The organism is Halomonas sp. B23F22_20 (assembly GCF_043496985.1).
Lineage (GTDB): Bacteria > Pseudomonadota > Gammaproteobacteria > Pseudomonadales > Halomonadaceae > Halomonas.
On the sequence record NZ_JBIEKH010000015.1, the window covers coordinates 66,227 to 78,416 of the forward strand.

Annotated in this window: 15 protein-coding genes; 11 read left to right on the forward strand and 4 right to left on the reverse strand. The window is 70.5% G+C overall.

Annotation, left to right across the window (positions count from 1 at the left end):
- Positions 1-15: 15 nt before the first annotated feature.
- From ACGTN6_RS13655 to cobJ, 4 genes are all read left to right on the forward strand, one after another.
- On the forward strand, positions 16-1,245 hold the full coding sequence (locus ACGTN6_RS13655) for a cobalamin biosynthesis protein CobG (protein WP_394592389.1): 1,230 nt from the start codon (positions 16-18) through the stop codon (positions 1,243-1,245).
- Positions 1,246-1,317: 72 nt separating this feature from the next.
- Positions 1,318-1,947 (forward strand): precorrin-8X methylmutase, encoded by a 630-nt coding sequence (locus tag ACGTN6_RS13660; RefSeq protein WP_394592391.1) that lies wholly within the window; start codon positions 1,318-1,320, stop codon positions 1,945-1,947.
- Complete coding sequence (gene cobI / locus ACGTN6_RS13665) at positions 1,944-2,684, forward strand: precorrin-2 C(20)-methyltransferase (RefSeq protein WP_394592393.1); 741 nt, start codon at positions 1,944-1,946, stop codon at positions 2,682-2,684. Before ACGTN6_RS13660 ends, cobI begins: the two co-directional genes overlap by 4 nt.
- Positions 2,681-3,445, forward strand: a complete 765-nt coding sequence (gene cobJ, locus ACGTN6_RS13670; protein WP_394592395.1) for a precorrin-3B C(17)-methyltransferase — start codon at positions 2,681-2,683, stop codon at positions 3,443-3,445. The genes cobI and cobJ overlap by 4 nt, the downstream gene beginning before the upstream one ends.
- Here the strand turns inward: cobJ and ACGTN6_RS13675 are convergent.
- Entirely contained in the window at positions 3,421-4,203 is a 783-nt protein-coding gene (locus ACGTN6_RS13675; RefSeq protein ID WP_394592396.1) for a cobalt-precorrin-6A reductase, read from the reverse strand. The genes cobJ and ACGTN6_RS13675 overlap by 25 nt on opposite strands.
- Between ACGTN6_RS13675 and cbiE the strand changes: the two genes are divergently transcribed.
- The 6 genes from cbiE (at position 4,202) to bluB (ending at position 9,236) form a co-directional block, all read left to right on the forward strand.
- Entirely contained in the window at positions 4,202-5,428 is a 1,227-nt protein-coding gene (gene cbiE, locus ACGTN6_RS13680; protein ID WP_394592398.1) for a precorrin-6y C5,15-methyltransferase (decarboxylating) subunit CbiE, read from the forward strand. The two genes, ACGTN6_RS13675 and cbiE, sit on opposite strands and share 2 nt — an antisense overlap.
- Positions 5,429-5,475: 47 nt before the next feature.
- Positions 5,476-5,868, forward strand: coding sequence for a cobalamin biosynthesis protein (locus ACGTN6_RS13685; RefSeq protein WP_394592400.1), 393 nt, complete (start codon positions 5,476-5,478; stop codon positions 5,866-5,868).
- A complete protein-coding gene (gene cobM / locus ACGTN6_RS13690; RefSeq protein ID WP_394592402.1) occupies positions 5,865-6,683 on the forward strand; it encodes a precorrin-4 C(11)-methyltransferase in 819 nt (272 codons plus the stop codon). Before ACGTN6_RS13685 ends, cobM begins: the two co-directional genes overlap by 4 nt.
- A complete protein-coding gene (gene cobF, locus ACGTN6_RS13695; protein ID WP_394592404.1) occupies positions 6,680-7,471 on the forward strand; it encodes a precorrin-6A synthase (deacetylating) in 792 nt (263 codons plus the stop codon). Before cobM ends, cobF begins: the two co-directional genes overlap by 4 nt.
- A 229-nt stretch (positions 7,472-7,700) precedes the next feature.
- Positions 7,701-8,306 carry a cob(I)yrinic acid a,c-diamide adenosyltransferase gene (gene cobO, locus ACGTN6_RS13700; protein ID WP_394592406.1) on the forward strand — a complete coding sequence of 202 codons (606 nt, stop codon included), beginning with the start codon at positions 7,701-7,703 and terminating at the stop codon, positions 8,304-8,306.
- 204 nt (positions 8,307-8,510) lie between these two features.
- A complete protein-coding gene (gene bluB, locus ACGTN6_RS13705) occupies positions 8,511-9,236 on the forward strand; it encodes a 5,6-dimethylbenzimidazole synthase (protein WP_394592408.1) in 726 nt (241 codons plus the stop codon).
- A 93-nt stretch (positions 9,237-9,329) separates the two neighbouring features.
- Here bluB and ACGTN6_RS13710 read toward each other — a convergent pair whose 3' ends face one another.
- The 3 genes from ACGTN6_RS13710 to ACGTN6_RS13720 form a co-directional block, all read right to left on the reverse strand.
- The gene (locus ACGTN6_RS13710; RefSeq protein WP_394592410.1) at positions 9,330-9,728 is read right to left on the reverse strand and encodes a GFA family protein; all 399 of its coding nucleotides are present in this window, start codon (positions 9,726-9,728) and stop codon (positions 9,330-9,332) included.
- 79 nt (positions 9,729-9,807) lie between these two features.
- Positions 9,808-10,173 (reverse strand): VOC family protein, encoded by a 366-nt coding sequence (locus ACGTN6_RS13715; protein ID WP_394592412.1) that lies wholly within the window; start codon positions 10,171-10,173, stop codon positions 9,808-9,810.
- Positions 10,166-10,576, reverse strand: coding sequence for a hypothetical protein (locus ACGTN6_RS13720; RefSeq protein ID WP_394592414.1), 411 nt, complete (start codon positions 10,574-10,576; stop codon positions 10,166-10,168). Before ACGTN6_RS13720 ends, ACGTN6_RS13715 begins: the two co-directional genes overlap by 8 nt.
- A 150-nt stretch (positions 10,577-10,726) precedes the next feature.
- Between ACGTN6_RS13720 and ACGTN6_RS13725 the strand changes: the two genes are divergently transcribed.
- Positions 10,727-12,190 (forward strand): cobyric acid synthase, encoded by a 1,464-nt coding sequence (locus ACGTN6_RS13725; protein ID WP_394592416.1) that lies wholly within the window; start codon positions 10,727-10,729, stop codon positions 12,188-12,190.

Genomic DNA, 12,190 nt, shown 5'->3' on the forward strand with positions numbered 1-12,190 from the left:
GTGAAGGAGAAGAGCTTGAGCGCCTCGCCCCGCGTGCGCGGCTGGTGCCCCGGTGCCTGGCGGCCCATGGCCACCGGCGATGGCCTGCTGGTGCGTGTGCGCCCGCCGCTGGGCCGGCTCACCCGGGCCCGGATGCTGGCGCTGTGCGAGGCCGCCGAGACCTGGGGCAGCGGGTTGATCGAGCTGACCCGTCGCGCCAACCTGCAGCTGCGCGGAGTGAGCGAGGCCGGCTGGCCCGAGCTGATGGCGTTTCTGGTCGAGCACGGCCTGGCGGCCCCGGACGCCGAGGGCGAGCGCCGGCCGGGGCTGCTGCTGGCCCCGGACTGGCGTGCCGGCGATGCCACCGTCGCGGCGGCGCGCCGGCTGGAACGCCGCATGGCCGACTGGCCGGCCCTGCCGGACAAGTGGGGCCTGGCGCTGGATGCTGGCCCGGCGCCGGTGTTGGGCGACGTGCCCGCCGACCTGCGCCTCGAGCGCTCGGTCGAGGGCGGCCTGATGGTGCGGGCCGATGGGCGCGATCTCGGCACGCCGGTCGCCGACGTCGAGGCCGCGGTCGCGCTGATGACGCGGCTGGCGCACTGGTTCGTCGACGAGGGCGGTCACGCGGCCGGGCGGATGCGCCGCTTCGAGACGCCGCTGCCGGAGTGGGCGGAGGCCGATACCGAGCCAGCTGCCGCGCCGGAAGCGTCCGACCACGCCCCGGACCTGGCGCCGGGGCCGCATCCTGCCGGCCGGGTGGTCGGGCTGCCTTTTGGCCGGGCGCCGGCCGCGGCGCTTCGCTCTTTATTCTCCGCCAAAGGTATTACCGGCGTGCGCGTGACGCCCTGGCGGCGCCTGCTGCTGGAAGGTGAGCCCGCGAATCCGAATCTGAATACGAAAGAAAGCGCACCGGACGACGGCCTGATCCATAACGCCCGCGACCCGCGCCTGGCCATGGACGCCTGCCCCGGCGCGCCGTTCTGCGCCCAGGCCAGCGTGGCGACCCAGGAGCTGGCGACGGCGCTGGCCGAGTGGTTGAGAGAGCGGCTGGCCGAATGCTCCGGCAAGCCAGCGACCGGCCGCCTGCATCTTTCCGGCTGCGCCAAGGGCTGCGCCCACAGCGGCCCGGCCGAGGTCTGCCTGACGGGGCGCGACGGCCGCTATGACCTGATCCTGGGCGGCCGCGCCGATGACACGCCGGTCGCGACTGGCCTCAGCGAAGCCGACGCCGTCGAGCGCATCGCCGCGGTGCGGAACAACAGATGACACGGGAACAAGGTGGCGCGCTCATCGCTCGCGATGCCTTGTTGCCGGTATTGAGTGATTGAGAGGAACAACATGCCTTACGTCTATGAAACCGACGGGCCGGCGATCTACCGGGAGTCCTTCGCCATCATACGGCGCGAGGCTGAGCTGTCACGCTTCTCGCCCGAGGAGGAGCCGGTCGCCGTACGCATGATCCACGCCGCCGGCCTGGTGGCGCTGGCGCCCCACGTCCACTTCCGCGACGACGCGGTGGCCCGCGCCCGGGCGGCGCTGGAGGCCGGCGCGCCGATCCTCTGCGACGCGCGCATGGTCGCCGAGGGCATCACCCGCCAGCGCCTGCCGGCGGATAACGCCGTGATCTGCACCCTGCACGACGAGCGGGTGCCGGGCCTGGCGCGTGAGATGGCCAACACCCGCTCGGCGGCGGCGCTGGAGCTGTGGCGGCCCCAGCTGGACGGCGCGGTGGTGGCGATCGGCAACGCGCCGACCGCGCTGTTCCACTTGCTCAACATGCTCAAGGCCCCGGACTGCCCGCGTCCGGCGGCGATCGTCGGCTGCCCGGTGGGCTTCGTCGGCGCGGCGGAATCCAAGCAGGCGCTGTGGGAGAGCGGTGCGGCGCCCTGCGCCATCGTCGAGGGCCGGCTCGGCGGCAGCGCGGTGACGGTGGCCGCCATCAACGCCATGGCGGATCGCCGCGAATGACGACGCTCGATACCCGATTCGGCACGATCTTCGGCGTCGGCCTCGGCCCCGGCAGCCAGGACCTGATGAGCGTGCGCGCCGACCGGCTGATCCGCGGTGCCAGCCACGTCGCCTACTTCCGCAAGAAGGGCCGCACCGGCCACGCCCGCACCATCGTCGAGGGCATGCTGGCACCCGGCGCCGTGGAGCTTGCGATGGAGTATCCGGTCACCACCGAGATTCCCGTCGACGACCCGCGGTACAACGAGTGGCTGTCGGCTTTCTACGCGCGCCAGGTGGCGCAGCTCGCCGAGATCGCCGGGGCGGGCCACGACGTGGCGGTGCTGTGCGAGGGTGATCCCTTCTTCTACGGCTCCTTTATGCACCTCTACACGCGGCTGCTGGATCGCGTGCCGGTCGAGGTGGTGCCCGGGATCACCGGCATGTCCGCCGCCTGGACGGCCACGGGCCGGCCCATCACCTGGGGCGACGATGTGCTGACGGTGCTGACCGCGACCCAGCCGGAGGACCGGCTGGCCGAGCGCATCGCGCGCACCGACGCCCTGGTGGTGATGAAGATCGGCCGCCACCTCGACAAGCTGCGCCGCGCGCTGGAAAGCGCCGGCCGTGAGGACGAGGCCTGGCTGATCGAGTACGCCTCCATGGGCCGGCAGCGGGTGGTGCCGCTGCGCGATGCCGGCGAGCGCGTGCCCTATTTCTCGATTTTGGTGATTCACGGCCACGGGAGGCGGCCATGAGCAATACAGGATGGCTGAAAGTGGTCGGTCTAGGCCCCGGCAGCGAGGCGCTGATCACCCCGGAGGCGTCGGTCGTGCTGGGCGAGGCCACCGATGCGGTGGGCTACGTGCCCTACGTCGAGCGCCTGGCGCCGCGGCCGGGGCTGACCCGCCACGGCTCGGACAACCGCGAGGAGATCCGCCGCGCGGAGCAGGCGCTCGCGATGGCCGCCGAGGGCCGCCGGGTGGTGGTGGTCTCCTCGGGCGACCCCGGGGTGTTCGGCATGGGCGCGGCGGTGTTCGAGGCGCTGGAGGCGGGCGAGCCGGCCTGGCGGGCGCTGGACATCCAGGTGCTGCCGGGGGTATCGGCGATGCTCGCCGCCAGCGCGCGGCTCGGTGCGCCGCTTGGCCACGACTTCTGCTGCATCAACCTCTCCGACAACCTCAAGCCCTGGGCGCTGATCGAGACGCGCCTGCGGCTGGCCGCCGAGGCCGACTTCGCCATGGCCTTCTACAACCCGCGCTCCCGCGCGCGGCCGGAGGGCTTTGCTCGCGCCCTGGACGTACTGCGCGAGGCCTGCGGCTTTGACCGACCGATCATGTTCGCCCGCGCGATCTCCACGCCGGAGGAGAGCCTGCGCGTCACGACCCTCGGCGAGGCGACGCCGGAGATGGCCGACATGCGCACCCTGGTGATGGTGGGCTCGAGCCTGACGCGGCGCATTCCGGCAGCAAGCTATGAGGCGGGCGAGTGGGTCTATACGCCGCGGTCGGTCATATGACCCAGCCACTCGAGTACGTCGTCGATCGCATGCGTCTCGAGGCGGGGCGGAAGTGCCGGACGGTCGATCATCACCACCGGCAGGCCAAGCGCTCGAGCGGCCTCGAGCTTGGCCGCCGCCCCCGCGCCGCCGGCGTTCTTGCACACCAGGCGTTCGACGCCGTGCTCGCGCAGCAGGGCCAGGTCGCCCTCGAGGGTGAAGGGGCCGCGGTCGACGGTCAGGGTATGGCGCGGCAGCGGTGGCGGATCAACGGGAAGGTCGACCAGCCGCAGTACGTAGTGGTGCTCGGGGCGGGCGGCGAAGGCGGCCAGATGCATGCGCCCGATGGCCAGCAGCACCCGCTGCGGCGGGCCGGAAAGCGCCGACACCGCCGCCCCGATGCTATCGACCCGCTGCCAGCGGTCGCCTTGCTGCCCACAATCGCCAGGCTTTCCACCATCGCCATGCTGAGGCGCCCAGGGCGGGCGGGTCAGGGCGAGCAGTGCGATGCCGAGCCGCTCGGCCGCGGCCACGGCATGGCGGCTCATCCGCTCGGCGAAGGGATGGGTGGCATCGACCAGATGGGTGATGCGCTCCGCCGCGAGGAAGGCGGCCAGCCCGTCCACGCCGCCGAAGCCGCCGACGCGGGTGGGCAGCGGCTGGGGCTTGGGCGCGGTGACGCGACCGGCGTAGCTGAACAGTGCGGGGATCTCGCGTTCGGCCAGCGCGCGGGCCAGGGCGCTGGCCTCGGTGGTACCTCCCAGAATCAGGACCTTCATGATGACTGACGCGGACGACGCTCCCTGGCTGACGGTACTGGGCTGGGGCGAGGGTGGCACGGCCGGGCTCACGCCGGCAAGCCGCGAGGCGCTTCAGGCCGCCGAGGTGGTGTTCGGCGCGCGGCGCCACCTGCGCCTGCTGCCTGTGCTCGCCGCCGAGGTGCGCGAGTGGCCGGTGCCCTTCGCCGACGGCGTCCCCGAGCTGCTGGCCGAGCGCGGCCGGCGGACGGTGATGCTGGCCTCCGGCGATCCCTTCTGGTTCGGCGCCGGCGCGACCCTCGCGCGCCACCTCGAGGCCGGCGAGTGGCGCGCGCTGCCGTCGCCCTCGACCTTCAGCCTGGCGGCTTCACGGCTGGGCTGGTCGCTGGAGGGGCTGACCTGCCTGGGCCTGCATGCCCGGCCACTGACGCGCCTGCGCCCGCACCTGCATCGCGGGCGCCGCCTGCTGGTGTTGCTGCGTGACGGCGCGGCGGTGAGCGAGCTCGCAGGCCTGCTCGTCCGCGTCGGCTTCGGGGCGAGCCGGCTCCTGGTGCTGGAGGCGTTGGGCGGTGAACGTGAACGCGTCCGTCACCTGCGCGCCAACGCCGACTTGCCCGACGACATCGCCCATCCGGTGGCGGTGGGGCTCGAGGTCGACGGCGACGGGCCGGCGCTGCCACTGACGCCCGGGCGGCCGGATCACTGGTTCGACCACGATGGCCAGATCACCAAGCCGGCGGTGCGCGCCGCGACGCTCGCCGCCCTGGCGCCGGCGCCGGGCGAACGGCTGTGGGACATCGGCACCGGCTCCGGCTCGGTCGCCATCGAATGGCTGCTGGCCCATCCGGACAACCGCGCCCTGGGCCTCGAGCGCGACGCCGAGCGGGCCGACCGGGCACGGCACAACGCCCGCGAGCTCGGCGTCGACTGGCTCGAGGTGGTGGAGGGCGATGCCCTGGAAATGCTGAACGCGCAGGCGCCGGAAGACGCGCCGCCGCCCGATGCGGTCTTTATCGGCGGCGGGCTCTCCGAGGCGCTGCTGGCGACGCTATGGCGACGCCTGCCGGCCGGCACGCGCCTGGTGGCCAATGCCGTCACCCTGGAGTCCGAGGCGCTGCTGACCCACTGGCAGTGCCAGGCCGGCGGCGAACTGGTGCGCCTGGAGTTGTCGTCGGCGGCCGCCCTCGGCACCCGCCGCGGCTGGAAGGCCGCCTATCCCATCGTGCAGTGGCGGGTCGAGAAATGAACAGCGAGATGAACGGCGCGGGGCCGGGCGCCATGAAGAGCAAAACGATGAGGGTCGCGGGCTTCGGCTTTCGTCGCGCGGCCACGCTCGCCTCGCTCACCGAGGCGCTGGACCGGATCGAGACGCGCCACGGCCCGGCCGACCGGCTGGCGGCGGCCGAGAGCATGCGCCCGCTGGTGCAGGCGCTGAGCGAGACGCGGGGGCTCGAGACCCTCGGCGTGCCTGACCATGCGCTGGCCACGGCCGAGACGCTGACCCGCTCCTCGCATAGCCGCCGGGCCCGCGGCACCGGCAGCGTCGCCGAGGCCGTGGCGGTACTGGCGGCGGGCCCGAACGGCGAGCTGCTCGGCCCGCGGCTGGTTTCCCCGGATCGACGCGCCACCGCCGCGATGGCCAGCACTGCGATGACAAGCGACACCCCGGCAGGAGACACGATATGACCGTTCACTTTATCGGTGCCGGCCCCGGTGCGCCGGATCTCTTGACCCTGCGCGGGCGCGACCTGATTGCCGCCAGTCCGGTGTGCCTCTACGCCGGCTCGCTGGTGCCCGAGGCGATCCTCGATCACTGCCCAGAGGGCGCGCGGATCATCAACACCGCGCCGCTGTCCCTCGACGAGATCATCGACGAGATCGCCAGCGCCCACGCCGCGTGCCAGGACGTGGCCCGGCTGCACTCCGGCGATTTGTCGGTGTGGTCGGCCATGGGCGAGCAGCTGCGCCGGCTGCGCGCGCTGGGCATTCCCTACGCCATCACCCCCGGGGTGCCGGCCTTCGCCGCGGCGGCCGCCACCCTCGGCCAGGAGCTGACCCTGCCGGGCGTGGCGCAGTCGGTGGTGCTGACCCGCACGCCGGGCCGCGCCAGTGCCATGCCGGACGGCGAGAGCCTGGCCAACTTCGCTCGGACCGGCGCGACCCTGGCGATTCATCTGTCCATCCACAACCTCGAGCATGTGGTGGCCGAGCTGTCGCCCTGCTACGGCGACGACTGCCCGGTGGCCATCGTCTGGCGGGCCAGCTGGCCCGACCAGCGGGTGATCCGCGGGCGGCTCGACACCATCGTCGCGCGGCTCGATCCGGCCATGAACCGTACCGCGCTGATCCTGGTCGGCCCGGCGCTGGCCAGCGAGGACTTCGACGACAGCCGTCTCTACGCCATCGGCTACGACCGCCGCTTCCGGCCGCAGTCGGCGGATTCGCCCTTCGCCGAGAGCGGGGCAGACGATGCGGTGGGCGAGGAGCGAGGCGCGTCATGATCCATCTGTCGCTGATCGGCATCGGCACCGGCAATCCCGACCACGTGACCCTGGCCGGGGTGCGCGCGCTGCGCGAGGCCGAGCTGATCCTGCTGCCGCGCAAGGGGGACGCCAAGTCGGACCTGGTCGACCTGCGCCGGCTGCTGTGCCGCCACCTGCTCGACGAGGCCGCGCACTCGCGGGTCGTGGAGTTCGATCTGCCGCACCGCGAGGCCCGTACCGATTACCTGGGCGCGGTGGACGACTGGCACGCGGCGATCGCCGACGTCTGGGCCGAACAGATGACGCGCCACCTGCCGGAGGGCGGGCGGGTCGCCATGCTGATCTGGGGCGATCCCTCGCTATACGACAGTAGCCTGCGCATCGCCGAGCGCCTGAAGAGCTCGGGCCGAGACGGGGACGCGGCGCTGGCGGTCGAGGTCGTGCCCGGCATCACCAGCCTGCAGGTACTGACCGCCGAGCACCGCATTCCCCTCAACGCCCTGGCCGAGCCGGTGCAGATCACCACCGGGCGGCGCCTGCGCGAGCGCGGCTGGCCCGGCGACGCCGCCAGCGTGGCGGTGATGCTGGACGCCGGCGGCGCCTTCCAGTCGCTGGCCCCGGAGGGCCTGCACATCTGGTGGGGCGCCTATCTCGGCATGGACAAGCAGTGCCTGATCGACGGCCCGTTGGCCGAGGTCGGCCCGGCCATCGTCCAGCGCCGCGCCGCGCTGCGCGAGCGCCATGGCTGGATCATGGATGTCTACCTGCTGGCGCGTCATCCTCTGCTGCCAGGGCCTATCGAATGATTGATATAGGGGACAAGCCGCAGCGGAGCTCCTACGCCATGGGTGAGGAGCCTTGCTCCGAACGGGCTGGCCAAGGATGGCCAGCACCGGACCTGCAAGCGGAGCAGGATGCGAGAGCGCTGCAGGGCGTCGGGAGCTACAAGGATGTATTCATCGCGTCTCCGCGTAGGCTTGTCCCCGGCATTCTCCCAGAACCACCACGCTATTCCCTCGATCGCTGGAGATCCCGATGAAGCACGTCGACCCCGAGCGCCATGCGGTGCGCATGGCCCACAAGCAGAGAATCATGAACGAGCGGATTGCCGCCGCCGACAAGGAGCAGGGCGTGCTGCTGGTGCTCACCGGCCCCGGCAAGGGCAAGAGCAGCTCCGGCTTCGGCATGGTCGCACGCGCCCTGGGCCACGGCATGAAGGTCGGCGTGGTGCAGTTCATCAAGGGCAAGTTCCAGACCGGCGAGGAGGCCTTCTATCGCAACCTGCCGGGCGTGGACTACCACGTCATGGGTGAGGGCTACACCTGGGACACCCAGGACCGCGAGCGCGACGTGCGCGCCGCCGAGGCGGCCTGGGCCGAGGCCCGGCGCATGCTGGCCGACCCGAACTACGCGCTGGTGCTGTTCGACGAGCTCAACATCGCCCTGCGCCACGGCTACCTGGCACTCGACACCGTGCTCGATGATCTCCAGGGCCGTCCGGCCATGCAGCACGCGGTGGTCACCGGCCGCCACGCCCCCGAGGCGCTGATCGAACTGGCCGACACGGTGACCGAGATGAAGGTGGTCAAGCACGCCTTCAAGGATCAGGGAGTAAAGGCCCAAAAAGGGGTCGAGCTCTAGGCCGGCCTGAAAAGTGGCTGCGCTCGGCTATACGGCGTTAAAAATCAGCTCAAAGTCCTCATTTACGGCTCGTAAACTCCGGCTTTTCGCTGATTTTTGCCTTGTCTAGCCTTCGCTCGCCGACTTTCAGACTCGGCCTAGTCTTGCTCTTGTCCCGCTGCCACGCCAGACACCTCACTATCGAAATTTCCAGGAGACCGCCGCATGGCAGATCCGAGCAGGCGACCCGACCACGCCTTCCCCGAGGCGCAGCGCGAAGGCCTCTACCGGGCCATCTTCGAGCGCCGCGACGTGCGAGCCCAGTTCCGCCCGGACCCGATTCCGCCCGAGGTGCTGGCGCGGCTGCTCGATGCCGCCCATCACGCGCCTTCGGTGGGCTTCATGCAGCCCTGGGACTTCCTGCTGATCGACGACCGCGCGGTGCGCGAGCGCGTGCACGCCATCTTCGAGCGCGAGAACGCCAAGGCGGCCGAGGCCCATACCGGTGAGCGCGGCGCGCTGTATCGCCGCCTCAAGCTGGAGGGCATCCTCGAGAGCCCGCTCAACCTGTGCATCACCTGCGACCGCAGCCGCGGCGGCGAGCACGTGCTGGGGCGCCAGAGCATCGTCGAGATGGACCTGTTCAGCACCTGCCTGGCGGTCCAGAACCTGTGGCTGGCGGCCCGGGCCGAGGGCATCGGCGTGGGGTGGGTCAGCATCCTCGATCAGGACGAGCTTAGTGAGGTGCTGGGCCTGCCGGAGCACGTCTATCCGCTCGCCTACCTGTGCCTGGGCTACGTCGACGCGTTCCTCGATCGCCCCGAGCTGGCCCGCGCCGGCTGGCGCCAGCGCCTGCCGCTGGCCGAGCGGGTGCACGGCAACGGCTGGGGCGAGGTGGCCGAGGCCCCGGCGCTGTTCGAGGCGCTCGCGGCCCGGGAGGATAAACGGTAAGGGCACTGGATCCAGGGCACCACGCGGAGTGGAGCAGGGTGACCGCTACAGGCCATGTTGTGCCGGAAGCCGGATGGAGCTCCGGCCAGAGCCCTACCGCCCCGGCGGCCATTCGTCATGGGACGCAAGCGCCTTATCGTCTGCCAGCCAGGCCACGTCATGGGAGCGCCAGATATGCAGGGCGGGACGCTCTCCCGGATCCTCGTCCAGGGTCGCTACGCGCAGGATGACGTGGGGCTTTTCGGAGCGCTCCGCCATCAGATGCGTCCCGCACGCTGAGCAGAACCAGCGCCGCTTGCCCGGTGATGATACGAAGTGGGAGAGCGTCTCCTCACCCGCGGTCCAGCGGAAATGCCGGCGCTCGACGCCGGCAGTGGTGGTGAAGGCCGCGGCATGGGCCTTCTGGCAGGTGCTGCAGTGGCAGTGAACGATCGGCAGATCGAGACGGTCGATCTCATAGGTCACGACGCCACACAGGCAGCTTCCTTGCATGTCTTTCTCCATGAATGCTCCGGACTCGCGTCCAGGATGTGTCCTCGAGAACGCCGGCGTTGCTCGCCGCGACGTGGCGTCATGTCGTCCGTTCCCTGAGCTCGACGTTTCTGCCGTCGGGATCCTGGACGATATGGATCACTTCGTCGGCGATGATATCGCGATTCAGCGTCTCGAGGGGCGCCACGATCTCCTCGAGGTCCGGCACGCGAAAGCCGAGTCGCGTGTTGTCCACCGACTCACCTTCACGTAGCGGGTATAGCTCGAAGACCATGCCCGCCTCCTCTGAGGCGTAATGGACCGGGCCATTGCCATGCTGCTCCTTCACGAAGCGAAACCCTAGCCGCTCATAGAATCGTTTGCTGGCCTCCAGCGCCTGGCAGCGCAGGACGAGAAGGTTGAGCTGCAGGGCCGGCTGGTCTCTGGCTGCCGTTATCTCAGTCATATACTTCGATGAACCACCGGGGTTTCATACGTCCGAAATCCCGTCGAACATGCGAACGCAGCTGTTTCTTGGAATCCAGCACGCAGGCGTCGCCGTCTCGTCTGATGAATACGACCCAGTGCCAGAAGGGGCGACCGCCTTCCCGACGCCACTTGATGGCGAGCAGAGCCTTGTCGGGCAATGCTTCCCAGGACGTGAATGGCGTCTCCATCGGCGACGTGGTGATGTGAAAGGCCGAGAGCAGGGTGCGGACATACCGAGTATCGGACCATAGGGTCTTGTCCTGGGCATGAATCCCCAAACCGTTGGCAACTCGCCTTGCTGCTGAGTAGGACACGCCCGCCAGCGCCGCGCTCGCGGCAATCCCACAGCCCGAAATGTCTTCCTGTATGACCGGTTCCATGTCATTTCCCCACATAGTGATCTAGGCATGATGGCATGCCTTGAGGGATCGGGGATAGCGAGGGGCATCGTTGGTAATTGCGGCTCATTGGGCGGCTAGGTAGAGTCTCGCCATCTTTGAGGACGACCCGGTTAAAGCGAGGCATCTGGCGTGGCGACATTGATGATCCAGGGCACTACCTCTGACGCCGGCAAGAGCACGGTGGTGGCGGGGCTGTGCCGGCTGCTGGCGCGGCGTGGCGTGTCGGTGGCGCCGTTCAAGCCCCAGAACATGGCACTGAACAGCGCCGTGACGCCGGAGGGCGGCGAGATCGGCCGCTCCACGGCGCTGCAGGCGCTGGCCTGCGGGCTGGCACCCCATGCCGACATGAATCCGGTACTGCTCAAGCCCGAGACCGACCGCGGCGCCCAGGTGATCCTCGACGGCCGGGTCCACGGCCATATGGATGCGCTGGATTACCACGCCTTCAAGCGCCAGGCCCGGGAGACCGTGCTGGCGGCCTGGGAGCGGTTGTCGAGTCGCTTTGATCTGGTGATCGCCGAGGGCGCCGGCAGCCCCGCCGAGATCAATCTGCGTGCCAACGACATCGCCAATATGGGCTTCGCCGAGGCGGTGGACTGCCCGGTGTGGCTGGTCGCCGACATCGACCGCGGCGGCGTCTTCGCCCAGCTGGTGGGCACCCTGGAGCTGCTCAGCGAGTCCGAGCGTGCGCGCACCACCGGGCTTGTGATCAACCGCTTCCGCGGCGACATCGCGCTGCTCGAACCGGGGCTGGACTGGCTCACCGAGCGCACCGGCAAGCCGGTGACGGGCGTGCTGCCGCATCTCAATGGCCTGCTGTTGGACGCCGAGGATGGCCTCGGCCTCACCGAGAGCGCTGCCGAGGCGCCGGGGTTGCGCGTGGCGGTGCCGGCGCTGCCGCGGATCAGCAACCACACCGACCTCGACGAGCTGCGTCTGCATCCGCGGGTCGAGCTGACGCTGGTTGGGCCGGGCCGGCCCATCCCGCCTGCCGACGTCATCCTGCTGCCCGGCAGCAAGAGCACTGCCAGCGACCTAGCCTGGCTGCGACGCCAGGGCTGGGAACCGGCGATACGTCGCCATCTGCGCTACGGCGGCCGGGTGCTCGGCATCTGCGGCGGCTTCCAGATGCTCGGCGATGCCATCGACGACCCGGACGGCCTGGAGGGCGAGGCCGGCAGCGTGCCGGGGCTGGGGCTCTTGCCGATGCGCACCCGCATGGTGGCCGGCAAGCAGCTGCGCAACGTGCGCGGTACGCTCACGGGCACCCCGGCCGGCGAAGACGTGGCGGTGAGCGGCTACGAGATCCACAACGGCGTCAGCGAGGGCCCGGCGCTCGCGCACCCGCTGCTCGACCTGGACGGCCGCCCCGACGGTGCGGTGAGCGAGGACGGCCAGGTGATGGGCACCTATCTGCACGGGCTGTTCGACGAGGCGCCGGCGGCCGCCGCGCTGCTGGCCATGCTGGGGTTCGAAAGCGAGGACGCGGCCGTGGATCTGGCCGCCCACCGCGAGCGCCAGCTCGACCGGCTGGCCGATACTTTGGAGGAACATCTCGATTCGGCCGCCATCGGGGGGCTGATCGGCTGCTGA